Origin of the sequence: Klebsiella sp. 10-1 (assembly GCF_009758445.1) — a bacterium.
Classification (GTDB): domain Bacteria; phylum Pseudomonadota; class Gammaproteobacteria; order Enterobacterales; family Enterobacteriaceae; genus Klebsiella; species Klebsiella scottii.
The window spans coordinates 613,744-638,570 of the sequence record NZ_WQRE01000003.1 but is presented as its reverse complement, the minus strand read 5'-3'; the positions used below and the strand labels follow the sequence as shown (position 1 = coordinate 638,570).

The 24,827-nt window shown below is 52.2% G+C and carries 22 protein-coding genes and 1 pseudogene; 12 read left to right on the top strand and 11 right to left on the bottom strand.

Going from position 1 to position 24,827, the window contains the following annotated elements; all coding sequences use genetic code 11:
• Nucleotides 1-12 precede the first annotated feature (12 nt).
• Together dctA and GO007_RS14825 are read left to right on the top strand one after the other, a co-directional pair.
• Complete coding sequence (gene dctA / locus GO007_RS14830; RefSeq protein ID WP_095101114.1) at nucleotides 13-1,335, top strand: C4-dicarboxylate transporter DctA; 1,323 nt, start codon at nucleotides 13-15, stop codon at nucleotides 1,333-1,335.
• Entirely contained in the window at nucleotides 1,332-2,327 is a 996-nt protein-coding gene (locus tag GO007_RS14825) for an Ldh family oxidoreductase (RefSeq protein WP_198389046.1), read from the top strand. Before dctA ends, GO007_RS14825 begins: the two co-directional genes overlap by 4 nt.
• Here GO007_RS14825 and GO007_RS14820 read toward each other — a convergent pair.
• Complete coding sequence (locus tag GO007_RS14820) at nucleotides 2,314-3,060, bottom strand: GntR family transcriptional regulator (protein WP_095101112.1); 747 nt, start codon at nucleotides 3,058-3,060, stop codon at nucleotides 2,314-2,316. The two genes, GO007_RS14825 and GO007_RS14820, sit on opposite strands and share 14 nt — an antisense overlap.
• A gap of 363 nt (nucleotides 3,061-3,423) precedes the next feature.
• Here GO007_RS14820 and GO007_RS14815 point away from each other — a divergent pair, with 363 nt between their 5' ends.
• The gene (locus tag GO007_RS14815) at nucleotides 3,424-4,482 is read left to right on the top strand and encodes a YeiH family putative sulfate export transporter (RefSeq protein ID WP_095101110.1); all 1,059 of its coding nucleotides are present in this window, start codon (nucleotides 3,424-3,426) and stop codon (nucleotides 4,480-4,482) included.
• 337 nt (nucleotides 4,483-4,819) lie between these two features.
• Here GO007_RS14815 and GO007_RS29410 read toward each other — a convergent pair.
• From GO007_RS29410 to yihU, 8 genes and pseudogenes are all read right to left on the bottom strand, one after another.
• Nucleotides 4,820-5,442 (bottom strand): annotated as a pseudogene (locus GO007_RS29410) (mannitol dehydrogenase family protein).
• Nucleotides 5,443-5,488: 46 nt separating this feature from the next.
• A complete protein-coding gene (locus tag GO007_RS29405; RefSeq protein WP_255430890.1) occupies nucleotides 5,489-6,217 on the bottom strand; it encodes a mannitol dehydrogenase family protein in 729 nt (242 codons plus the stop codon).
• Between the two features lie 26 nt (nucleotides 6,218-6,243).
• On the bottom strand, nucleotides 6,244-7,137 hold the full coding sequence (locus GO007_RS14805; protein WP_095101108.1) for an aldose epimerase family protein: 894 nt from the start codon (nucleotides 7,135-7,137) through the stop codon (nucleotides 6,244-6,246).
• The gene (locus GO007_RS14800; RefSeq protein ID WP_095101106.1) at nucleotides 7,127-8,500 is read right to left on the bottom strand and encodes an MFS transporter; all 1,374 of its coding nucleotides are present in this window, start codon (nucleotides 8,498-8,500) and stop codon (nucleotides 7,127-7,129) included. Before GO007_RS14800 ends, GO007_RS14805 begins: the two co-directional genes overlap by 11 nt.
• A 94-nt stretch (nucleotides 8,501-8,594) precedes the next feature.
• Nucleotides 8,595-10,022 (bottom strand): MFS transporter, encoded by a 1,428-nt coding sequence (locus GO007_RS14795; protein ID WP_095101104.1) that lies wholly within the window; start codon nucleotides 10,020-10,022, stop codon nucleotides 8,595-8,597.
• Nucleotides 10,023-10,091: 69 nt separating this feature from the next.
• On the bottom strand, nucleotides 10,092-11,102 hold the full coding sequence (locus tag GO007_RS14790; protein WP_095101102.1) for a zinc-dependent alcohol dehydrogenase: 1,011 nt from the start codon (nucleotides 11,100-11,102) through the stop codon (nucleotides 10,092-10,094).
• 32 nt (nucleotides 11,103-11,134) lie between these two features.
• On the bottom strand, nucleotides 11,135-12,022 hold the full coding sequence (locus tag GO007_RS14785) for an aldolase (RefSeq protein WP_095101100.1): 888 nt from the start codon (nucleotides 12,020-12,022) through the stop codon (nucleotides 11,135-11,137).
• Nucleotides 12,023-12,046: 24 nt separating this feature from the next.
• Nucleotides 12,047-12,937, bottom strand: a complete 891-nt coding sequence (gene yihU / locus GO007_RS14780) for a sulfolactaldehyde 3-reductase (protein ID WP_095101098.1) — start codon at nucleotides 12,935-12,937, stop codon at nucleotides 12,047-12,049.
• 172 nt (nucleotides 12,938-13,109) lie between these two features.
• Here yihU and GO007_RS14775 point away from each other — a divergent pair, with 172 nt between their 5' ends.
• Both GO007_RS14775 and GO007_RS14770 read left to right on the top strand, forming a co-directional pair.
• Nucleotides 13,110-14,006 carry a sugar kinase gene (locus tag GO007_RS14775; protein WP_095101096.1) on the top strand — a complete coding sequence of 299 codons (897 nt, stop codon included), beginning with the start codon at nucleotides 13,110-13,112 and terminating at the stop codon, nucleotides 14,004-14,006.
• 38 nt (nucleotides 14,007-14,044) lie between these two features.
• A complete protein-coding gene (locus GO007_RS14770) occupies nucleotides 14,045-14,830 on the top strand; it encodes a DeoR/GlpR family DNA-binding transcription regulator (protein ID WP_095101094.1) in 786 nt (261 codons plus the stop codon).
• 44 nt (nucleotides 14,831-14,874) lie between these two features.
• On the opposite strand, the gene GO007_RS14765 is transcribed toward GO007_RS14770, so the two are convergent.
• Both GO007_RS14765 and GO007_RS14760 read right to left on the bottom strand, forming a co-directional pair.
• On the bottom strand, nucleotides 14,875-15,903 hold the full coding sequence (locus tag GO007_RS14765) for a LacI family DNA-binding transcriptional regulator (protein WP_095101092.1): 1,029 nt from the start codon (nucleotides 15,901-15,903) through the stop codon (nucleotides 14,875-14,877).
• The gene (locus tag GO007_RS14760; protein WP_095101090.1) at nucleotides 15,879-17,645 is read right to left on the bottom strand and encodes a solute:sodium symporter family transporter; all 1,767 of its coding nucleotides are present in this window, start codon (nucleotides 17,643-17,645) and stop codon (nucleotides 15,879-15,881) included. The genes GO007_RS14765 and GO007_RS14760 overlap by 25 nt, the downstream gene beginning before the upstream one ends.
• 217 nt (nucleotides 17,646-17,862) lie before the next feature.
• On the opposite strand from GO007_RS14760, the gene araD reads away from it, so the two are divergent.
• Genes araD through GO007_RS14725 form a run of 7 tightly spaced genes read left to right on the top strand, consistent with a single transcriptional unit; the run spans nucleotide 17,863 to nucleotide 24,704 of the window.
• Nucleotides 17,863-19,614 (top strand): L-arabinonate dehydratase, encoded by a 1,752-nt coding sequence (araD, locus tag GO007_RS14755; RefSeq protein ID WP_095101088.1) that lies wholly within the window; start codon nucleotides 17,863-17,865, stop codon nucleotides 19,612-19,614.
• A 9-nt stretch (nucleotides 19,615-19,623) separates the two neighbouring features.
• A complete protein-coding gene (locus GO007_RS14750; RefSeq protein WP_095101086.1) occupies nucleotides 19,624-20,415 on the top strand; it encodes an HpcH/HpaI aldolase family protein in 792 nt (263 codons plus the stop codon).
• The gene (locus GO007_RS14745; RefSeq protein WP_095101084.1) at nucleotides 20,415-21,293 is read left to right on the top strand and encodes an aldose 1-epimerase; all 879 of its coding nucleotides are present in this window, start codon (nucleotides 20,415-20,417) and stop codon (nucleotides 21,291-21,293) included. Before GO007_RS14750 ends, GO007_RS14745 begins: the two co-directional genes overlap by 1 nt.
• The gene (locus tag GO007_RS14740) at nucleotides 21,286-22,161 is read left to right on the top strand and encodes an SMP-30/gluconolactonase/LRE family protein (protein WP_095101082.1); all 876 of its coding nucleotides are present in this window, start codon (nucleotides 21,286-21,288) and stop codon (nucleotides 22,159-22,161) included. The genes GO007_RS14745 and GO007_RS14740 overlap by 8 nt, the downstream gene beginning before the upstream one ends.
• Nucleotides 22,162-23,046, top strand: a complete 885-nt coding sequence (locus GO007_RS14735) for an NAD(P)-dependent oxidoreductase (protein WP_095101080.1) — start codon at nucleotides 22,162-22,164, stop codon at nucleotides 23,044-23,046. It begins immediately after the preceding gene.
• Nucleotides 23,046-23,813 carry an SDR family NAD(P)-dependent oxidoreductase gene (locus GO007_RS14730; RefSeq protein ID WP_095101078.1) on the top strand — a complete coding sequence of 256 codons (768 nt, stop codon included), beginning with the start codon at nucleotides 23,046-23,048 and terminating at the stop codon, nucleotides 23,811-23,813. The genes GO007_RS14735 and GO007_RS14730 overlap by 1 nt, the downstream gene beginning before the upstream one ends.
• A gap of 9 nt (nucleotides 23,814-23,822) precedes the next feature.
• Nucleotides 23,823-24,704, top strand: coding sequence for a sulfite exporter TauE/SafE family protein (locus tag GO007_RS14725; protein ID WP_095101076.1), 882 nt, complete (start codon nucleotides 23,823-23,825; stop codon nucleotides 24,702-24,704).
• The last annotated feature ends 123 nt before the right edge of the window (nucleotides 24,705-24,827 follow it).

The following is a 24,827-nucleotide window of genomic DNA, read 5'->3' as shown; positions in this document are numbered from 1 at the left end:
GAGGACAACCCAATGCGAATGCTCAAGCACCTTTACGTCCAGGTTTTGATCGGCCTGGTCGCCGGAGTTGCTGTGGGGTACGCCTTTCCTGATTTTGCCGTTCAGATGAAACCCCTCGGCGATACCTTTATCCGTCTGATAAAGATGATCGTGACCTTAGTGATTTTCTGTACCGTGGCGATTGGTATTGCAAGGATGGAGAGCCTGAAGCAGGTCGGCAAAGTCGGCGGCAAGACGCTGATCTACTTTGAAGTGGTCACCACGCTGGCGCTGATTATCGGCATGGTGGTGGCCGATGTGATCAAACCTGGCGCGGGCATGAATATTGATGCCAGTAAGCTCGACGGCAGCACCGTAAATCATTACGTTAGCATCAGTGAGCACAGTAAAGGCTTCCTGGAGCAGATAATTCCAGACTCGGTGATTGGCGCCTTTGCCCAAGGGAACTTACTACAGGTACTGTTGTTTTCGGTGCTGTTTGGGGTTGCGCTCTCGCTGGTTTCGCAGCGCAGCGCCTTCATCACCAAAACGATCGAGCAGTGCGGCGAAGTCTTGATGCGGATTGTCGAGCTCATCATGCGCCTGGCACCGTTGGGTGCCTTCGGTGCCATCGCCTTCACCGTGGGTAAATATGGTCTCACCTCCCTGCAACACCTTGGCATGTTGATTGTCTGTCTCTATATCACCAGTTTTCTCTTTATTGGCGGCGTACTGGGTCTGATTTGTAAACTGGTCGGCGTCAACCTGTGGCGGCTCATCCTCTATTTCCGGGAAGAGTTATTGATTGTGCTGGGCACGTCAACCACCGAATCGGTACTGCCGCGCCTAATGGTAAAAATGGAGACGTTGGGATGCAACCGCGCCATTGTCGGGCTGGTGTTGCCGACGGGATACTCATTTAACCTTGATGGTGCAGCGATTTACCTCACTATGACTTCGCTATTTATTGCTCAGGCCACCAATACTGACCTGACACTGTGGCAACAAATTGGTCTGCTATTAATTCTGTTGCTCACGTCAAAAGGTGGCGCAGGCGTAGCGGGGGCGGCGCTGATAGCGTTAACCGCCACACTGGCAACCCATAACATTATTCCGCTGGCAGGAATCACGCTGGTGCTGGGCATTGATCGCATCCTCAATGAGATGCGCGCCGTCACCAACATGATCGGTAATGTGGTGGCGACGCTGGTGATCGCCCGTTGGGAAAAGAAACTCGATCTGGCACAGCTACATGAACAACTACGACAGGGGCCGGGGGTGATCACTCTGCCAGAAAAGCAAAATGTCGACACGCCAATGCCGGCCACACGAGAAGAGAGGAGTACATTGCAATGAGTCACATGACGCTGGCGGTAGAAGAACTCAGCATTATTGCTCAACAGGCACTACGAAAATCCGGCGTCAGCTCTGTATCAGCGGCGGATACCTGCGCCGCATTGATGGCAGCCGAGCAAGCTGGCATCGCCTCTCACGGCTTTGCCAGACTGCCATTCTATCTCGATCAACTGGATAGCGGTAAACTGAAGCCAGATGCGCAGTCCGTGCTGGCAGAGTATGGCAGCGTGGTGAATGTTAATGCCGATTCCGGCCTGGCGTTTCCTGCCGTGCAGCGAGGTTTGGATCACGGGATCGCCCTGGCGCAGCATTGTGGAATTGTGGCGGTGGCTATTAGCCGCTCACACCATTTCGGCATGGCCGGATATTACGCTGAACAGGCCGCGCGTCAGGGATTGGTCTGTCTCGCATTCAGCAACGGCCCGGCTGCAATGGCGCCATGGGGAGGCAACACCCCGCTGTTTGGCACCAACCCCATCGCTTTTGCTTCGCCGCGTGAGAATCAGCATCCGCTGGTCATTGACCTTTCGCTCTCAGAAGTGGCGCGCGGTAAAATTATGCTGGCCAGCCAGAAGCAAGAGGCTATTCCGCTGGGCTGGGCGCTGGACAGAGATGGGCATCCCACGCAAGATGCTGACGCCGCACTAGCGGGCAGCATGGCACCGGCGGGCGGCACAAAAGGGGCGGCCCTGGCACTGATGGTTGAACTGCTCACCGCTGGTCTGACTGGCAGCAATTATGGTTTTCAGGCCAGTTCATTTTTCAATACCGAGGGAGGACCGCCACATATTGCACAGTTGCTGTTATTGCTGAGCCCCGCATTTTTCTCCGCAGGATATTTGCAACACAGCGAGCAGTTGTTTGCAGCCATGCAGCAGCAACCAGGCGTGCGCTTGCCTGGAGAACGTCGTCAGGCAGTAGCGCAGCAAAACAGCACGCAGATTTCATTGCCGGCTGCTTTGCTGGAGCAGCTGCGAATCAGAGCTGGTTAAAGTAGGCGTGGTGCCGCGTCATCACAGTGGATACACGATACTCCACAGCTTTATCCTGGAAATCCCGCGCAATGCGGTAAATGCGCAGCAGTGCCTCCCCCTCTTCCGCCTCCAGATGCAGGACTTCATCCGGTCCTGCATTTATCGCTTTAATTTGCTCATGCGCATTGGCAACGGTACAGGCATATTTCTGCTGGTACAGTTGGTAAAGCGTGTTCGGCAGGATGTCAGGTTCACGATCCATCCCTGGGAAGCGTGCTGCATCAATATAGACGTGTTCAAGAATGGCGGGAGCACCATCCAGGTCACGCACGCGCCAGATATGGATGACCTTACTGCCAGGCTCAATATCCAGCGCCAGCGCTTCTTCTTCTGATGCGGTGCGCAGATGACGCGCCAGCACTCGCGACAGCGGCAGTGAACGCTCGCCATTTTCACGCAGGATATTAAAAAACCGAAATAATGCGCTATCGGAATCATGTGCAGCAACCACCGTGCCTTTACCCTGGTAGCGGATAACCACGTTGTTACTCACCAGCTCATTTAAGGCCTTACGCAAGGTACCAATGCTGACATTATAGGAATCTGCCAGACTCGCCTCGCTGGGGATATAAGTGCCTGCTGGCCATTCGCCGGAGGCTATTCTTTCCAGCAATAACTGGCTGATTTGCAGATAAAGCGGTTGAAAGACGGCCGATTTCATTTCAGCCGATAAAGGAGTGTCCTGACTCATGATGTCTTCCTCACTAAGAACGACATAGGGCAATGCTGACTATTCACACTATGACATATATAGGAGTTCCGAGCATCCTGATCGCGTTGAATCACGCTATTCAGCTGGTTTTTTATTGTTACTATTCAGCGCGGCTCACGTTTTTCCTCTGAGAAGAGTGATTTTTATCTTGCTACACTGGCCGGAAACTCAATTAATTATCTGATAATATTGCAGTATTAACTTAATCCTGAGTGGCATTGACACAGAAGCCTTGTTCCTGATGAGTCTATATCTGATATTCAGATTAGCGATAACGTTATAATAAATTATTCTTTTTGCCGATTTACTCTCATGCTCAGTCCTATACATGAGGAGAAAGTTATGGCCGAATTGTCCCTGACGAAACATTCACAAAGCTTCAAGCGTTTCATCCCTGGTCTATTGCTAACGGCGATTATCGCTTTTACTACCGCGTGGCTGGGCAATCAATCTATTATGTCTGGCCTCGGTTTGGGTGCATTGACACTGGCCATCATCGTCGGCATTGTGGTGGGCAATACTGTGTATCCGTCGATTCATCCGTATTGTGATGAGGGAATGCAGTTTGCCAAGCAGAAATTACTGCGTCTTGGCATCATTCTGTACGGATTCCGCCTGACTTTTCAGCAGGTGATGGATGTGGGCGTCAGTGGTGTCATGATCGATGTGATAATGCTGTGCAGCACTTTTATTATTGCCAGCACTCTGGGCTATCGCTTGTTAGGAATCGATAGAAAAACCGCCTGGTTAATCGGCGCTGGCAGCAGCATTTGTGGTGCTGCAGCAGTCCTGGCAGCCGCGCCCGTAGTAAAAGCAGAAGCGTCAAAAGTCGCGGTGGCTGTGGCAACGGTGGTAATTTTCGGCACGCTGGGTATTTTTCTTTATCCCTTTATCTGGCGCGAATTTGCCCATGCGCTGCCCGGCATTTCACTGACACAGTTTGGCATCTATACCGGCTCAACCATGCATGAAGTAGCACAAGTGGTCGCTGCCGGTCATGCAGTGAGTGTGGACACCGAAAACGCCGCAGTGATAGCGAAAATGCTGCGGGTCATGATGCTGGCACCCTTTCTGCTGGTACTGGGAGCGATGGTGAACCGGTACGCGGGCGAAGTCGGAACTCGCCAGAAACGCATCACCTTTCCGTGGTTTGCGCTGATATTCATTTTGGTCGCACTGTTTAACTCATTCCACTTTTTACCGCCCGCCATGGTATCAGGCATCAATGCCCTGGATAACGTATTGCTGGCGATGGCGATGGCTGCGCTGGGATTATCAACAAGAATCAGTCAACTTAAAAACGCCGGATTGCGTCCGTTTTTGTTGGGGTTAATTTTGTTTATCTGGTTAGTCGTTGGTGGCGGGATGATAAATCTGCTCATCCATCACTGGTTGGGATGATGAATAATGTAAAATTCAGGGCGAATGGTGGTGTGGGGTCAGTCCAACTATAGGGCAGGATCGTCTACCGGGGCGGGGTCAGTCCACATACATGGTAGCATTGTCTACTGGCTCGGGGTCATTCCACGACGGCTCGGAAGTGTCTGGGTTATCTGTAGCGATTCAATATTAACCAGGGTTCACAACCTGATACATTCTTTTCTTTGTCTGCTTTCGGGCTGACTAGTCTTCAAATTGAGCGTCTGTTTTTACGCTTTAATAAGAAAGCGGCAAATTTGCCGTTTTCTTATTGATGTAAAATCTCGTTTTTTGAAGGTCCTTCAGCCCGCAGGGTTTGTTAACCCGGTGACGATTCAGAATGCACATTTCGCATCCAGTTTTCTAATTCAACAACCTCCTTTTTGAGATTTTTATAGAAAAGATTTAAATCAGTTATATTTTCAAATAGTTTCTCTGATGAGCAATACCCCCACAAAGGATCTTTACTATCAAAAAAACCATGAACTTCTGCAACATCCATTATTGTATCTTTATATTCATAAGGAATCTTCTTTTCATGCCATGCTTTCAAAAACAAAAAAAATATAGCGACTACTTTGATAGTTGATATTGCATTTTTACCATTAACTCTATTGTCAACAATGGAAGGGACGATAAACCCTGGAATTTTTGTAAATCCTTCGCAAGATACCCTTGCGTTGGTATCTTTTAACCATGCATTGCTAAACCTTGATAACACAATATCACGATACTTTGTAAGATCCATTGTGCCAGAGTTTAAACAAGGGATCACGTCGTTAGTAATGTAATCCCATGCCATTTTTTTATAACGTGAGTAGCAATATCTTCATGAATATATGTTTTCCCAATAAGGGTTCCAGCCCACGCACAGAATGCATGTGTGGCATTAAGGATCCGAACTTTTGCCTCTTCATAAGGTTCCACATTTTTAACAAACATGACACCGACTCTTTCCAGTGCTGGACGGTCAGCTGCAAAATTATCTTCAATGATCCACTGAATAAAAAGATTCAGACATGACCGGGCAGTCATCATTAAAACCAAGGGAATTTTTTACTCTTTTTGTTAACTCAACATCTGACTTGGGGGTGATTCTGTCAACCATACAGTTGGGCGCTGAAGTATGCTCTTTTACCCAGTTTAGTAGGGCATTATCTCCAGTTAGAGTAATAAACTCCAGCAAACCTTGATAGAAACGTGAACCATTATGTCTGAGGTTATCACAACACAGCAAAGTGACTTTATTATTACCTTTTTCTTTCCTTTCTACCAGAATGCCCCTTAAAACACCATAGATAGTACAAGGCTCATTTCCATATTTTAAGTCATTGGCAATATCAGGATGCGACTGGTCAAGCCTAAAGTCATTTTTTAAATAATATCCACCCACTGTAACCGTAAAGGAAATAACTCGTGTATAACTAAGCGCACCTTGATTTATTAGTGCAGCATTTTTATTTTCTCTTGTAATTATTTTCGTTATGCTGGCGATTTTTTCAAAATTATGGATACCCTCTGGGGTGACCGTATCAAGTACATATTCTCCTTTTTGCAACATTAGCGCATTCAGAGCTTGATCGGCATCACTTCTGATATTACCTAAAGAAAATCCCCATTTAGCGTCTTCCAGCTTAATAAGCTGATTAAAATACCATGCCTGATGTGAGCGATGAAATGCACCGGCTCCGATATGTAACCAACATAATTTGGACATGATTTTTCTCCAGGTCAGACAATCTACTAATTAATATGTTTGGTAAATTTCCACTCAGATGAAATAATAAGCGGTTGATTCTGAGTCACATACTGTGGTATTCGATTAATATCATTAGGTGCCTGGGTTAGAGGGTTGACACAAGTCGCATCAGGTTGCTTATCAAAGATAACCAGACTATGAGCAGTAGAAGTCATCTTCAGCGTCAGCCTGCCGGGCCAAACAAGACTGGCGTGTACCCCTCGGATAAAACCAAAACAATCATCCCAGGGTCCTGGTTGTGGTGTTATCCGCTTACCGGTGGGAAGTTCATTCTCGCCAGTCTCCTCTTGCCAGTCCGCTGAAAACTGAACGCCCAGTTCACTCTGGTCACCATCGGAATACAGATGTTTCAAAAACCAGGGGTGCCACCCTGCAGAGGCCGGAAACGTATCTGCATCACTGTGAATTTCCAGGTGCATGATTAGTGCATCGCCCTGCAACGCAATACGCTGTATAACATAGCCTTTCCACGGCCACGGGTCTGCCAGTGTCATACGGAGTGTCAGACTCCCATGAGTTTGTTCAACAACCTCCCACAAGGAATAACACGCCATCCCATGCAGCGCGTGAGGAGGTTTATTGGCAGGCAATTGCCAGATTTTCCCGTTCACATCCAGTTGGCCATTACCCAGACGCCCAACCCACGGCACCATAGGAAATGAACCATACTGAAACGCGCGACGCTGTGGGTTCCACTGGCGCAGTAATTCATAGCCAAATACCCGTAGCGACGTCATCCGGGCGGCATCCTGAGGATAAACCGTCATCTCAACATGCCCACATTTCAATGTAATGGCATCACCCATCGGCCCCGGCCAGGACGCATCAAACGCCTGTTGCAGTGCCTGAAAATGTGCATTTTCCCCTTTATTGTTCATGAGATTGGTTCCTTAGAAAGTGATAATCTTGTGTCAATTTTTGCGCCTTTCCCTGAGGTGTATTGAGCGGTAGCGGTTCGATAAACCAGACGCATACAAACGACACCACAGAAACAACGAATAAGAAGGTGGCCACATACCAGGGCTCGCCGCCCCCTAATGCCAACAAACTTGAGGCAATCAGGGGACTCATACCACCGAGAATGGCAGATACCTGATAGGCAAAAGAGAGTCCCGTGTAACGCACCTGAGTGCCAAACATGCGGGTAAAAAGCGTTGGCTGAACGGCAAACATCATCGTCGGGCCAAAGTTGTAGCCCAGAATCATGCTTATCCAGATAATCGCCACGCTTTTGGTGCCCAGAAGCAGGAAGAAGGGAAACGCAAACAGCACACAAAAACCTGCGCCCAGAAGATAGATTTTGCGTTGCCCCACGCGGTCGGAAATCCAGCCCACCAACGGGCAACTTACTATCCCGATGGCGGAGGCAATCAACATGCCGGTTAGCGGAATATCTCGGGAAAGCGCCAGCTGCGTGGAGATATAGACGATGCCAAAGGCGTTGATAATATTTGAGGAAACGCTCTCAGCGAGACGCGCACCCAGCGCCAGCGAGATATTTTTCGGGTGTTTACGGAATAGCTCAATCAGCGGCGGCGGTGCTTTCGTTTCATGCACCTTTCCCTGCCGTTGTTTAAAATCCAGAGTCTCTTCGGTATGCAGGCGGATGAACATCCCCACCGCCAGCATTAGCGCCGACAGCCAGAACGGGATACGCCAGCCCCAGGAAAGAAATTGCTCCTGGGTCAACAGATGGTTGCAGAACGCAAAAATCCCGGTCGCCAGCATGATGCCGACGGAAGCGGCCGTTTGCGGTAATGAGCCCAGAAAACCCCGTTTCTTCTGCGGCGCAGATTCAATGGTCATCAGCGCTGCTCCACCATACTCACCACCCAGGCCAAACCCCTGAATTAGGCGTAGCGCCATCAGCAGCAGCGGAGCCCAAATACCAATATCGTGATAAGTGGGAATAAACCCGATCAGAAATGTGGAGGTACCGACAATGCCCAGCGTCCAGATAAGGGTAATTTTACGGCCAATTCTGTCGCCAAAATGGCCGAAAACAATGCCACCCAGCGGGCGAGTGAGGAAGCCGACGCCAAAGGTGGCAAAAGCCGCGATAACGCCAATAAAGGGGTCGGTATCGGGGAAAAACAACGGCGCAAACACCAGCCCGGCGGCGGTGCCAAAAATAAAAAAGTCATACCATTCCAGTAATGCGCCAGCGAAACTTCCCATGACGACGCGGCGCATCGCTTTGCCGGAGAGTCCGGTAGCGGGTTCATTTAATCTTTCAGACATTGTGTTTCCTCTCCGTAGCGGTGAGAAAACTGTGGGTGAAATTCACCCACAGCAGGTACAGGTCATCGCGCATCGATACATGCCGGGCGCGTTATTATTTTTCCAGTTCAGCTAATACCTGAGCGTCTTCCGCATCCACGTTGGCTCCCAACGGTTCCCATTTAATCAGCGCGCAGGTGATGAAACCGAGGAAAGGCACCAGCGCCAGCCAGAAGAAGGCATCCGTCTTTAACGCGCCCCAAAGCATAGGCCAGAATATAAGGCCAGCAATCGCACCGGTACGCATAATCGCGCGGGCAAAACCGACACCTGTCGGGCGAATACTCGGTGGATAGGAGAGCGTGGCGATCGTCATCCCCAGGCCGCCAGGTCCAGCTGAGTGGAAGAAAATGATGGTACCCAGCAGCCCCAGAGAGAGCCATGGATTGGTGGTGGCCAGCGCGCCCAGTGCCAGCAGCGCCAGAGTCACGACGGCGAAGCCATACATTGACTGCAGACGTGTCCCTAAGCGCTGCAGGATCAGAGAACCAATCAGACCACCGGAGATCCCGCACAGGGCGTTAACCACCGCCGAACCGGAGAGTGCCCCCGTCAGACCGCCGCTCAGAATACCCGCGAGCGTTAGAGGTAAATAGACGCCCACCGCGTTGTACTGCCATGCCTGCATCGTGGCGACAATGCATCCCAGGATGGTGCGTTTGCGATAACGCCCGTTGAACAGAATGCCGTACCCGGTGTGGATTTTGTTTTCACTCTGCGTGGCCTGAGTGATGGATTTTTCCTGCGCCACGCTGGCATGTACCCCATAGCGTTTACGCAAGATATCGCAAGCTTCATCATAGCGACCGACGCGTGCCGCCCACATGGCCGATTCACCAATAAAGACGTAGCGCAGGATCATGATGATAACGGCGAACACGGCGCCAATGAAAATGCCGTAGCGCCAGAGCTGGTCTTCCGCAATGCCGGACAACAATAGCGGCAACAGAACCAGATACACCACGGTGGTAGACACATACCAGGCCATCTGCCATAAGTTGACCGATGTGCCGGTTTTTTTCGACGTGGAGCCACGAAGCTCTGCCACGGCATTGGTCGCCAACGGGAAGTCGATACCCAGTCCGAAGCCCATTACCACACGGCAGACCAGTACCCACCAGATACTGGGCGCAACGGCCACGGCTGCAGCCCCTAAAGTACACAGCGCCATACCAATCAAAAATGCGCGACGCTGGCCAAAACGGTTGATGACACGGTTTGCCAGCAGGCCGCCGATAAGTGCCGCAATCAGCACTGAGGCGTTTACCGTAGCCGCAAGACCCGGGGAGATACCAAACTGGGCCGCAATATATTTATTACCAAAACCCACCATTGCCGCCTGATAGGCATCAATCAAAATGCCGCCCAGCGCAATGAAGATAACGCCTGCACTCGCATTAACAGCCGAGTTTTTATTAACAATATCAATCACGTCCTGTGGACGACTGATTGAGTAAGGTGCAGGACTGGTGATTTGTACCATCACAATATCCTTTTCTTTTGTTGTAGGGGACGCCGCCCTGGTGCGGCGTCTGTCAGAGGTTGTGGCCCATTACGCGTCGGCAAATTGCAGCATGACTTTGATGGAGTCATTTTGCTGTGCGCGTTCAAAAGCCGCAGCGGCTTCACTCACCGGGAACATGTCTGTTACCAGCTCGCTGGTATCAAAGCGTCCGTCAGCCAGCCATTCGATCACCACGTCAAAATCCTCGGGGATGTACATGCCGGAGTTGAGCAGGTCACGTTCGAAACGCTGCATCATTGGCAGCGGAATTTCACGCGGGCCGCTCGGTACACCCATGCAGACCACGGTGCCACCGGCATACACGCGGGTGCAGGCCTCATTGAGCGTCGCCTGCGCGGCAACTACATCAATAACACCAGTAAAACGGGCCTGCGCATCCAGCTCACCGGGAGCCCAGGCTTGTGCGGCACCCAGTTTGACTGACAGAGCACGTTTAGCGGCATCAGGTTCGATAACGGTAATCTCACCCGCGCCCATGATACGCAGCGCCTGCACAATTGACAGACCAATGGTACCCGCGCCAATCACCAGCACGCTTTCCAGCGCGGCTTGTGGCATACGTGTTACGCAGTGACGCGCACAGGCGGCAGGTTCAGCAAACGCGAGCACTTTTAACGGCATTGAATCAGGTGCAATATGGCAGTTGCGCGCCGGCACGACATGCTGCGAACGAGCAAAGCCCGGCGCACGGAAACCCGCCACATGCGGCGGCTCGCACAGGTTAAAACGCCCGGCTTTACAGGCACGACACTCCATACAGGCCATGATGGGATCAACCACCACATGATCGCCTGACTTCACGTTCACCACATCGCTGCCCACTTCGGTCACGCGAGCCGCAATTTCATGCCCTGGTACGACGGGCGGTTTGGCGAACGGATGTCCGCCTTTCAATACATGCAAATCCGAACCGCAAATCCCGAAAAATGCCGGGGCAATGCGGACTTCGTGAGGCTTAAGTTCCTGGTGTGGCTGCTCGACGTACTGCGTCGTGACCTTTCCAATATCGGAAAATAAAACCTGGGTAATTTTGTCCATGGTGGTTCTCCTGATGCGCTTATGGTTTTGTGTTAACGCTGAGAAATACCTTCATCAACAATCCCGGCCAGCCGCTGCAGACGCGGGACTGACACATCGCGTAGCATGGTTTGCGGATCTTGCGCGCCAATAACCGATGCCCAGACCGCACGGCCCGCCAGGAAACCGGATGCCCCGCTTTTCATAGCAATACGCACAGCACGGCCAAAGATATCGGCCTCAACGCCTGATGAAAGGATGACCCACGGCATATTCATCTGGTCATTCAGTTTCTGGCAGGCCGACAGCAGTTCACCTTCACTGCCCTTCCCGCCCAGCGGCATTTCCACTTTGTAAAGATCAGCCGCGGTGCTACCGAGTTCGGCGGCAGCGGCTACAATGGCGCTCTCGCGGTCAAATTCCCAGCCGCGGCGCGGCGGACGAACAACCGGCTCAATGATGCTCACCAGACCGGCACTGCGGCAGCGTTGAACAAACTCATCGACCATCGCAAGACGCGCGTCTGCCGGTTCGTCTTCACGCCACAGCACCAGCAGCTTCATGGCCTTACCGCCCATTTCGCGCACACGATGCGGATCGATAGCCCGGTCAATTTCCACGCTATCAACAGGAATGCCGTTACCCGGCACGAAATGATCGGCGGCGACAATCAGACCGCAGCTATCAGCCACCGCGTCCTGCGCAATAATCTGATCGAGACAAAATTGTTTATCAGCCAGCACAGCGGAAGCATAAGGAGAAAGAATGCGCGTCGCTGCCACTTTAAAATCGGTCAGTACGCTGTCGGCAACCGGTTTTGGCTGACCTGCTGCGGCAAACATCAAACGCATAGCCTCGCGTTGGTCGACGGCCAGCATGGCGAATCCACCGCCCGGACGCGAGATATCTTTCAGGGTATAAGGGGTGTTCAGGGAAGACATAGTTACTCCTGTGGTAATCGATAATTAAAGAGAGTCTGGTCGACCAGCAAGATGGCGAACCTGGGATAATAAGGCACTCCAGTCCTGGCGGCCCCGACCGTCGTGGCTGGCGGACTGGTAATAAGTTTCGGCGACTTCGCCCATACCCAGCGGCGCACCGGTTTGTCGGGCGACGTCAACGGCAATACGCAGGTCTTTCAGCGCAAGATCGACCATAAACGCCGGAGAGAGATCGCCTTTCAGCACTTTGCCCGGCCAGGTGGTGGTGAAGTGGCCTTTACCTGCCGCCGTGCCGCTCATCACCTTGATAGCGACATTGAGGTCAAGACCTAAGGATTCACACAGCACCGCGGCTTCGGCGGAAAGCGCATTGAGCGCGATGCTCATATAGTTGTTAATCAGTTTGACGCGAATCCCCATTCCAGGCCCGCCCGCGTCTACCAGCTCCGACCCCATGCACATCAGGATCGGGCGCGCGCGTTCAACCTGTTCAGGCGAACCGCCCGCGAGAATAAGCAAGGTGCCGTCTTTGGCGTTATCAGAGGTGCGGCCAACCGGCGCATCCATCATGGCGTGGCCTTTTTCAGCCATTTCGCTAATCAGTGCATCGGTTTGCAGAGGGTGAATGGTGGACATGTCGATCACCAGCGCGCTTGCGCTCAGCGTTTCGCACACGCCCGCTTCACCGAACAGTACATCGCGGACAATGTCGCCATTAGGCAGCATGGTGATGATAAACTCGGCATCCAGGGTGGCATTTGCGGGTGTCGTTGCAGCAACCGCGCCCTTTTCCACCAGCGCGTTGACTGCCTGTGGGTTGAGGTCGAAAACACGTAAGGAATGGCCTTTACGCAACAGGTTGCTGGCCATAGGGCTTCCCATCTGGCCAAGCCCTAAAAATGCGATGATGGACATGAACACTCTCCTGTAACTGAATGAGCAAAAAACTACAATCAACAAGTCATTTTCGTCTGTTTTTAATCATATTTGTAATTTATGACTAAAAACCAGACATCCGTCACTAATTTGATCATTTATGTCATTAAAATGAGCATTAGACGACTAAATAGAACAGGAACAGACAACGATGATCAGAATTGCGTGTGTAGGGATTGCCGTACAGGATCGTATTTACTATATGAATGCGTTACCAACAGGCGGCGGTAAATACCAGTCGGACCAGTACCAGGAAACCGGCGGAGGGCCTGCCGCTACAGCCGCAGTGGCGATTGCGCGTCTTGGCGCAGAGGTCGATTTTATCGGCCGCGTTGGGGACGACAGCTGCGGTAAGACATTAATTGCCGAACTCCAGCAGTTTGGCGTGAATACACAGCATTGCCTTCAGGTACCGCAGGCACGATCTTCACAATCGGCCATTCTGGTGGATGAGCACGGCGAGCGGATCATCATCAACTATCCCAGCCCGGATCTTCCGGTCGACGCAGATTGGCTCGAGGCTATTGATTTTTCGCAATATGATATGGTGCTCGCCGATGTTCGCTGGCATGACGGTACCACAAAAGCCTTTACACTGGCACGGGCTGCGGGTGTACCGACATTGCTGGATGCCGATGTCACACCGCAGGACATCACGCCGCTGGTTGCCCTGGCTGACCATGCCGTTTTCTCTGCACCCGGCCTGAAACGGATGACCGGATGTGAGGACACAGAAGAGGGCCTAAACAAAGCTGCCGTGCAAACGGATGGACGTGTTTATGTTACTCAGGGCGCGGAAGGCGCATTATGGAAAGAGTATGATCGTTTTTGTCACCTACCGGCCTTTGTCGTCAAAACAGTAGACACCACCGGTGCCGGCGATGTTTTTCACGGCGCGCTCGCTCTGGCGCTGGCGGAAAACATGCCGACAGAAACCGCCGTACAGTTCGCCAGCGCAGTGGCCGCAATGAAATGTACGCGTCCCGGAGGACGTGCGGGTATACCAGAACGTGAGAAAATCGCGTCATTTTTGTCACTTTATGCATAAAATAACAGGTTTTTACAGGGGAACTAACAGGAGTGTTCATGAGCATCACCGAACTGACCGGTAATCCGCGACACGATCAGCTTGTTCACTACATCGCTGAACGTGGCTATATGAATATTGAAGAGCTCGCGCAATTACTGGATGTTTCGACCCAAACTATCCGCCGCGATATTCGTAAGTTGAGTGAGCAGGGTTTAATCACCCGACACCACGGCGGGGCCGGGCGCGTTTCGAGCGTCATGAACACCGCGTTTGAAGAGCGTGAACTGTCATTAACCCAGGAAAAACGGGAAATGGCCAATGCGGTATCGGATTATATTCCTGAACGCTGTACCGTGTTTATGACTATCGGGACGACCGTTGAAGCCGTCGCCCGTGCGCTGTTGGGCCGCGAGGACCTGCGCATCATCACCAACAGCCTGCGCGTGGCGCAAATTCTGTACAAAAACCAGGATCTGGAAGTCATGGTACCTGGTGGCACGTTGCGCTCGCACAATGGCGGCATCGTCGGGCCCGGAACGGTGAGTTTCGTTGAGGGCTTCCGGGCGGACTACCTTATCACCAGCGTTGGTGCCATTGAGAACGATGGCACGTTACTCGAGTTTGACGTGAATGAAGCCATCGTCGCCAAAACCATGATGGCCCATGCCCGCCACACGCTGTTGGTCGCCGATCATACAAAATTCCACGCATCTGCGGCCGTTTCGATTGGCAATGCACGCAAGGTCAAAGCATTTTTTACTGATAAACAGCCGCCTGCGGCATTCCGGCAACTACTGGAAGAAGAAAAGGTGGAACTGGTCATCGCTGAGGATGACGCCTGATCGAGTCAACATGATTGCGCGTGCCCGGAAAACCGGGCACCGTTTCAAAACGGCAGTCGCGTACTGCCTCGCGGCATAATCTCAAACCCCACATCGACTATTTCGCCTTCATAACTCCTGTCAGCGCTCATTTTCAACATCATCTCTGCCGTGCATACAGCCATAGCATCCGCATTAAGATTTACGCTGCTCAGTGTCGTCGGGGAAAGCCATGCACTGGAGGGGAAATCACCGTAACCCAGAATGCTAAGCTTCTCCGGAATCGCTATACCTCTCGCCTGCGACTCCATAAGCAACGCGGTGCCAATGGCGTCGCTGGTACAAAAAATACCGTCCAGCCCGCGCTCTTTGACCAGGGTTTTCGTCAGAATTTCGCGACTGGCCTGCCAGATGTTTTCTGACCGAGGAATATCAACCAGCAACGGCGTTTTGTCATGCTCTTCCAGCGCGCGGCAAAAACCGATGTAACGAATGCGTGCCCGGATATCATCATCAAAGCGCGTGGTGAAATAGGCGAGCTTGTCGCACCCGGTTTCCAGCAAGTAACGCGCGGCAGCGTAGCCAATTTGCTCATGGTTGTTGCCGACCTGGGCCGGGAACGCGCCGCCATTAACCTGCCACATCTGTACCACCGGAACGCCACTGTTACGCAGCATTTTCAACGTCGACGACTTATGATCGGCCCCGGCAATGGCAATCACCGCGGGCGACCATTGCAAAATAGAGCGAATTTGCTCTTCTTCTTTATCCAGACTGTGGTCATGGGAAGCAATCGACAGCTGGAAACCCTGCGCGCTGACGGTGGATTCAATGCACTGCACCACATGGCTAAAAAAGGTGTTCGCCAGCGAAGGCAGCACCACGGCCATATTGCTGCTCTGCCCTCCGGTAAACTGACTGGCGATTTTGTTATGCACATAACCCAGGCTATCAATGGCAGCCTGAATTTTCTTGCCGGTTTTATCAGATACACGGTCAGGCTGGCGGATATAAAGCGAAACCGTGGAAGGCGAAACGCCCGCCTTTTCAGCAACATCATCAAGTTTCACTATTTGGCGTGATCTCTGGCGCATTCCTCTCCCACACTTTCCTGCAACGCCAGCGGCATTGGCGTGTGTTCGCCGGCACGATGACGTCGTGTTAATACCAGAATCAGTATTAATGCTGTAGTCCACACTATTGCCAGCAGCCAGACGAAACTGTCCGGAACCCCGGTTTTCGCCGCCAGCCCCAGCGGGGACAAGGTAATAAAAATACTGACTAAAACGGTCATCATAATAACACTCACAGGCAGCGCGTAGCGCCATTTTTTCATGGGGATTTTAGCGGGCGGTACGTGCGGTTCAATCCAGTCAATGGGGCGCACCTTGCCAATCAGCAGCATGATTGCCACTTCAACGACGAACAAAATACCCATGATATGAATAAAGTGCAGAGGGATAAGTGTATTCAACGGTGTGAAGGTGTACAGGCCATACGCGATGATATGGAAAATGAGTACGCATTTCGCCGCCAGTGCCGGGACGTGGCGGGTTAAAAAACCCATCAGCACAATAGTGATAATGGGGATGTTGTAAAAACCGGTAAACCGGCGCATTAAATCAAAAATGCCGTTCGGACTGTGAAGCAGCAGCGGTGCGATAATGATTGAGACCAGAGAAAACATCACGGATGCCGTCTTACCCACTCGCACCAGTTTTCCCTCATCTTTACAACCGGTTAAAGGCTCATAGAGATCAAGCACAAACAACGTGGCGCTGGAATTGATGATGGAATTGAAATGGCTGATTACCGTCCCGAAAATGGCCGCCGCAAACATCCCAATCAACCACCACGGCAGCACCGCCTTCACCAGTGCGGGATAAGCATAGTCGGCATTGGCGAAAACCGGGCCGAACATGTTAAATGCGATCAGCCCCGGCAGCACCATGACTAACGGAACCAGCAGTTTGATGGAACCCGCCAGCAGTACCCCTTTCTGGCTTTCCGCCAGTGATTTCGCCCCCAGCGTGCGTTGAATAATCATCTGGTTAGTACACCAGTAGAATATGTTCGCACAAAGCATCCCGGTGAATATCGTACTGAACGGCACCGACGACGTTTCAGAACCAATCGCGTTAAGCTGATCGGGATGGTTTAACAGAATTTTGCTACCCGTCAGCAATGAACCTTCCCCCAGAGCGAACAGACCGAGCACCGGAATCAACAAGGCGGCAACCAGTAAAATGATGCCGCTGATCGTATCGGAAATCGCCACCGCTTTAAGCCCGCCCAGCGTGGCGTACAGCCCACCAACCGCCCCCATCGCAAACGCCAGCACGCCAATCGCGCCCCAAGAGGGAAGATGGAAAATCTGCTGGAAATCAAACATTTCGTTCATGGTGATGGCACCGAGATACAGGCTGCATGGATTAGCCATCACCGCGTATCCCACCAGCAGCATGATGCTGACTATGCGCCGGGTATTGCAGTCGAAGCGGGTTTCCAGAAACTGCGGCATGGTGGCAATACCGCGACGTAAAAAGCGCGGCAGAAAAAATATCGCCATCACCACCGTTGCAACCGCTGCGGTGCTCTCCCAGGCCATGCCGCTAATATCAAAGCGGTAAGCGTTGCCGTTCAGCCCCACCAGCTGTTCCGCTGAAAGGTTAGAAAGCAGCAGGGAACCGGCAATGAAGTAGCCGGTTAATCCACGCCCCGCCAGAAAAAATCCTTCTACGCCAGATTCAGAAATCCCTTTCGTTTTACGATATGAATATAGCGCTACGAAAGTTAAAAAAAGCAAAAATATGCCGACAGAAAATAACATTTCCATAAAAGTGCCCTTCCTAGTCTGGATATCGAAGTACTATCACACAGGCCACAAATGCAGGTAACTGGCCTTTTTACGAAAGTTTGAAGCCAATTAAGAAAAACCATAAATAGATCGCGGAAATTGTGTCTTTCGTCACACATTATGTTTTATACGCATTGATAATCGTAGCGCTACGCTAGTAATGTAAAAACACATCAAACGTAAGGCAATGACGACTATGTTCAATAAGGATCGCTTAACTCGCCGTGAGATCGGGGAACTGCGCAGCCAACGCTGGTACGCGCCGGAAACGATTAGAGCTTTTGCGCACCGGCAACGCACACAACAGATGGGCTTCGCTCGGGAAGAGTTCCTCGGCAAACCTGTTATCGGCATTATCAATACCTGGAGCGACATGAGCGCCTGCCACTCGCATTTGCGTGAGCGGGCGGAAGCCGTTAAGCGCGGCGTATGGGCGGCTGGCGGCTTTCCGGTAGAGCTTCCAGCGCTCTCGATGGGCGAGGTGATGGTAAAACCCACCACCATGCTATATCGCAACTTCCTCGCCATGGAAGCCGAAGAACTGCTGCGCCAGCACCCCATCGATGGCGTCGTCCTGCTTGGCGGCTGTGATAAATCCACACCCGCACTGCTGATGGGCGCACTGTCGATGGATATCCCATTGATTTTCTGCCCGGCGGGGCCGATGACCACCGGGAAATGGCACGGTCAGGCAACAGGAGCAGGCACGCACACAAAAAAATACTGGGATCAGTTGCGCCTTGGGGCAATCACCCAACACGACTGGGTAGAGCTGGAAGGGGCGATGACACGTTCGATCGGTACCTGTAACACCATGGGTACCGCATCCACCATGACCTCTATCGCTGATGCTATGGGTTTTACCCTTCCTGGCGCCAGTTCCATTCCTGCGGCGGATTGCCGCCACCCGCAAATGGCGGCGCAGTGCGGTCAGACAATTGTCGACATGGTGTGGTACGACCATAAGCCGTCGCGCTGGTTGAAAAAAGAGAACTTCCTCAACGGCATCGTCGCCTATATGGCCCTGGGCGGCTCAACAAATGCGGCCATCCACCTGATTGCTATGGCGAATCGTGCGTCAATTCCGCTGAATCTGGCAGATATGGAAGCAATCGCACGCAAAATCCCGGTACTGGCGAATCTTTTTCCTTCCGGTACCTGCCTGATGGACGACTTTTTCTTCGCTGGCGGCATGAAAGCGCTGATGAAAAAGCTGACCGGCTTCCTGCAAACCGAAACCATCGGGGTGACGAACGTCCCCATCAGTCAGTGGGTTGCGCAGGTGCAATGCTATGACGACGACGTCATTCGCGATCTTAATAACCCAGTCATCCCGCTGTCGCAGGGCTGCGCGCTCACCGTACTGCGCGGCAACCTCTGCCCGGATGGAGCGGTAATGAAATCCTCCGCCGCCAGCCCACATCTGCGTAAACACACCGGCCCGGCTCTGGTTTTCGATACGCATCAGGCCTTGTCTGACACCCTCGATAACCCGGATCTGGATGTCACCAAAGATACGGTCATCATCCTGCGTAACGCCGGTCCTGTTGGCGCACCGGGCATGCCGGAATGGGGCAACCTGCCGATCCCCAAAAAACTGCTGCAACAGGGCATAACCGACATGGTGCGCATCTCTGATGCCCGTATGTCAGGTACCCATTACGGCACCTGCATTCTGCATGTCGCCCCCGAAGCCGCCATTGGCGGACCACTCGGGCTGGTCAAAACCGGCGACCTGGTCGCGCTGGATATCGCAGCAGGCACATTGAATATGCTGGTCGATGACGCAGAACTCGAACGCCGCCGCGCCGCCTTTATCCCACAACACAAAGTCTTTGGTCGTTCCTGGGCTGCGCTCTATCAGCAACATGTTACCCAGGCAAATGAAGGTTGCGATTTTGACTTTCTGCAATCCGGCAGCGATGTCCCGGAACCCCCTATTTTTTAAGGAACCGTCATGAATAACTTTAAGCACGCCATCCTGTCCGGAGAACGTATGTTAGGTACCTGGATGATGACCGGTAGTGATACGGTCGCCGAAGCCATGGCCACGGTGGGATTCGATTTCCTAGTGCTGGACCAGGAACATGTAGCTGTCGATACACTGGACGCCATCCGTATTGATCGTGCAATCCGTAGCGTTAACCACACCACAACACCGCTTTACCGACTGGCAGGTAACGATGTTGTGCTGATCAAACGGGCACTGGATGGCGGCGCTATGTCGCTAATGATCCCGTTTATCAACACCGTCGAAGAGGCGAAAATAGCCGTCGAATCGGCCTATTATCCACCGTATGGCAAACGCGGTTTTGCCGCGATGCACCGTGCATCCGGCTGGAGCGGAAACCCTCGTTTTGTGCAGGAGGCGCACGATGAACTGTGCCTTATCCTGCAACTCGAAACGCCGGAAGCCATTAGCAAAATCAATGCCATCAACGAAGTGGAAGGCATTACCGGCTTCTTTATCGGCCCCGGCGACCTCTCCTCTGCGATGGGCCATCCGGGCAATCCGTCCCACCCGGACGTGCAGGCGATGATCAAGCGTGGGCTTGAGGCCTGCCAGCGTCTGGGTAAACCGTGCGGCATTGTTGGCGGCAATCCAGACCTAGCCAATAAATACCAACAGATGGGTTTTACTTTTGTGGCGTTGGCATCGGATATGAGCTTCCTGCTGGCACGCGCGAAAGAGCAGCTGGCAGCTATCCGTGGTGAGCAGTTAAGCATTCGTGGCGGTGAGGTGTATTAATGACCCGGCTCATTGAAAGCACCTGCGGCGATGTTCACATCGCCGTTGCGCCAGCACTGGGCGGCGGGCTCGCCTGGTTGCGCTGGCGCGAGCATGACATTCTGCGACCACTCAACCCGCAGGGCGAACAGCGTGCAAATTTATGCGGCAGCTACCCTCTCGTTCCGTGGTCAAACCGTATCGCCAATGGTCGTTTTCACTTCGCCGGGCATGATAGGGTCGTGGCTCGCAACTTTGGCAACCATCCTCATGCCCTGCACGGCAACGGCTGGCAGCAGGAATGGCGAGCGCAACAAAGCGGCGAATCTATTGTCCTCACACTGCAGCGTCCGGCATCAGAGGGCTGGCCCTGGCCGTGGGAAGCGCAGCAGGTTTTTGCGCTCACAGAAAACAGCCTGACAATGACACTGAATTACCGCAATCTGGCTGACATTCCTGTTCCTGCCGGGCTGGGGTTTCATCCGTTTTTCGCCTATGCGGACCGCAGCGAAGTCTATTTTGCGGCGCAACGCGTATGGCTGAATGGCGACGACAGCCTGCCCTGCCGTGAAATCGCTACGCCGGAATTGTGGGACTACCGGGTATTTCGTCAACCGGTACCTGAATCGGTGGACAACTGTTTTACCGCCTGGAGCGGAGAAGCCGCGGTACGCTGGCCTTCACGAGGGATTCGCGCCACGCTCACCAGCGACGCACCAAACGCCGTATTTTTCATTCCCGGCCTTGAGCGCAATGTCGTCGCAATTGAGCCGGTAAGCCACATCAACAATGCCATCAATATTTTTCCGCCCGACAGCAGCGAACAGGCGATGGATATCGTTCTCCCCGGCGGCACGCTGACGCTGGAGATGACCATAAGGATGTCTGACGATGAATAACCCGACGCTTCTTTTTGATTATCGGGGCGAGCTACCGGAATGCCCGACCTGGGATGCCGACACACAAACGCTCTACTGGACAGATATCCTGAAAAAACAGATCCACGGCTACACCCTACGCACGGGTAAGCAGGCCGTTTTTCATTTTCCGGAAGAGGTGGGATGTTTCGCGCTGCGCGAGCGTGGCGGCTTTATTGTCGCCATGCGTACCGGTATCTGGCTGACCGATGAACATGGCAACCTGCAACAGAAGGTCTGTGATAACCCGAATAATCCACAGCTGGCACGTTTCAATGATGGGGGTACTGACTGGCTTGGCCGCTTTTACGCCGGAACATACTGGGGGCCGCGTGATTACAACGGCGCCCTGCTCTGCCGGGTTGATGCCACGCTGAAAACAACAGTATTGCAGTGCGACATTCTGGGCGCAAACGGACTGGCGTTTTCAGCTGACCAAAAATGGATGTACACCAGCGACACGCCAAATCACGTGATTTATCGCGCGCCGCTGGATGAAAACGGTAGATCCGGTCCACGTCAGGTATGGAAAACCTTTCCGCCTGGCAACGGCAGGCCAGACGGCGCGGCGATGGATAGCGAAGGGTGCTACTGGAGCGCGCTCTTTGACGGCTGGCGAATCGCGCGGTTTTCTCCACAAGGGGACGTTTTGCAGGAATATTCGCTGCCAGTACGCTGTCCTACCATGGTCTGTTTTGGCGGTGAGAATATGAAAACATTATTTATCACCACCACGCGGGAAAATATGACCGTGGAAGAAATACAGGAACGCCCGCTGTCCGGGGCAATATTTACTCTGGATGTTGCTGTTTCTGGAGTTGAAAAAGCTAAATTCAAAGAGAGCGAATAAATGAAAAAGATTGGATTTATCGGGCTTGGCCTGATGGGCGAAGCTATGTCCAAAAATATCATCAGCAAATTTTCCGGTGATGTTTTGGTCTATGACATTAATCAGGATGCAGTTTCCCGGTTAGTCACTGCGGGGGCGAAACCCGCGGCTTCCATTCGGGAAATAGCCGACACCGCTGACGTTATTATTAGTATGGTTCCACGCTCCGAGCATGTGCGGGAAGTCTATAAAGCAATACTCCCCGGATTACATAAAGGACAAATCGCCATTGATATGTCGACTATTGATCCTTCCGTTTCTATTGAGGTTTCCCGTCAGGTTGAAAAAACGGGTGCCATTATGCTGGACGCGCCCGTCGTCAAATCGGTACCCGCAGCAGTAAAAGGTGAACTGGGGATTTATATTGGCGGTGACAAATCTGCATGGGAAACAGTGAAGCCTGTGCTGGCGATGATGGGTAACAACCAGATTCATATGGGTGAGAATGGACGCGGTTTAGTGATGAAAATCCTGCATAACCTGATGGTTGCGGGCATTCAGAATAGCGTTAACGAAATGCTGATCACTGCCGATCACTACGGTATCGACAAAACCGATTTCCACAAAGCCATTTCCTATGGTGGCGCGACAAACTGGTATCTGGACAGCAAAATAAACAGTCTGAAGCAGGAAGATTACCGCACCGCGTTCTCTCTGCAGAATATGGCGAAAGACGTCAATATCATGAAAGCCATGCTCGTTGAGTCTGGATTACATCTGCCCGGCGTGGATGTCGTCAAAGGGGTATATGACTGCGGACTGGAAGACGGTCTCGGTGGAGAAGATTTCAGTGCCACCTATAAAGTCGTCAAAACAAATTCAAAAGATAATACAGAAGGTAAATAATGAACACGTATGATAATGTTATTTATAAAAGTCTGAAAGATAAAGTTGTCGTCATCTCCGGTGGGGCCAGCGGCATTGGTGAGGATTATGTTCGCGCCTTTGTTGACCAGGGTGCTCACGTTGCCTTCCTGGACTTTAATAGAGAGGCTGGCGAAAAACTGGCGCAGGAGATGGGGTGTTTCTTTTTACCCTGCGATGTCACTAATATTCCACAATTAAAAGAGTGCTTCGCCGCCGTTATTCAGAATCTAGGCGATGTGGATATTCTTATTAATAATGCAGGCAGTGACGACCACCATACTATTGACGATTTAACCGAAGAGTATTTTAACAACCGCATCAATGTGAATTTACGCCATCATCTATTCGCCATTCAGGCTGTTATTCCCGGGATGACGCGTAAAGGCACCGGCAGCATTATCAATATGGGTTCCATTAACTGGATGCGTGGCCGCCCGGGTCGCGTCTGCTATTCCCTGTCCAAAGCGGCAATTCATGGCTTCACCCGTACTCTGGCGCAGGAACTAGGGGCTCGTGGCATACGCGTGAACAGCCTGGTGCCTGGCGCGATCCGGACACCGAAACAGGACGCCATGTGGGCGAAACTAGATCCGGCAGCAGTAAACCAGTTTATCGAAATGCAAGCGCTCAAATTCCGTCTTGACGGTACGCACTGCGCAAGACTCGCTCTGTTCCTGGCATCCGATGAATCCAGTGGCTGCACAGGCCAGGATTTCATCGTCGATGCAGGGCTTTCGCTCAGCTAAGGTGCGGCTATGGACTTCTTTACCCTGTTTACTCCGGACGGTGCAACGCTGGATACCAGCGCAATGCTTATCGTTATCGCCGTGATGTTTCTGTATACCTTCGTGGGGATCTGTGCCGGGTTTGGTGGCGGGCTGACCTCCATGCCCCTTATAACAATGGTATTGCCGTTAAAAATGGCAGCACCAATGTCGGTAATGGTCGGAACGGCGACCGCGCTGTATGCCACCTGGCTGTCGCGTAAAGAGACAGACTGGAAATCGGCAATGGTGCTGATTCTGTTCTCGTTTGCCGGGATTCCGGTTGGACTGTATGCACTGTCCTATCTTCCTGACCACATAATGAAGATAGGACTTGGCGGTTTTATCATTATCTACTCATTCTACAGCCTGTTTATCCCGCGTCTGCCGGTCTATGACAAACGCTGGATTGCCGCGCCGATGGGAGCGATAGCAGGGGCACTCGGTGCAGCTTTCTCTACCAATGGTCCGCCGGTCGTGATGTACGGCATGCTGCGTAACCTAGGACCGGCAGCATTCCGCGGTACGTTGAACGCGTTTTTTACCGCGAACAACATTGCGATTGTTGGCGGCCTGGCCACCAGCGGTATTCTGACGATATCGACCTTTAAGCTGGTCATTTTCTGCATCCCGACCATGATCTTAGGTTCTATCGTCGGCCAGTTCGTGCATAAACGCATCTCAGTGAAAACGTTCCGTATCATGGTGTTTTTACTGCTGATAGCGTCAGGGGCGATGCTGATTAAAGGCGCGACTGGAATTTCAGCATTAAGTGCATTACTCCCGGTGTTCGGCCTTCTGGTGATTCTGCACCTGGCGTTCGGTAAAAAGGTCGCCGCTATCCGTGCAGCGGACGAGGCGAATAAAACATAGTAAATATTAGCTAATCTCACTTGGAGGTAGTTTTTACATACTACCTCCATCTATCTGCATCTTTCATAAACTCGATGAAAACCGCTTCGCTTTTATTATCAAGGAAATTGGCCAGAGAAAAAA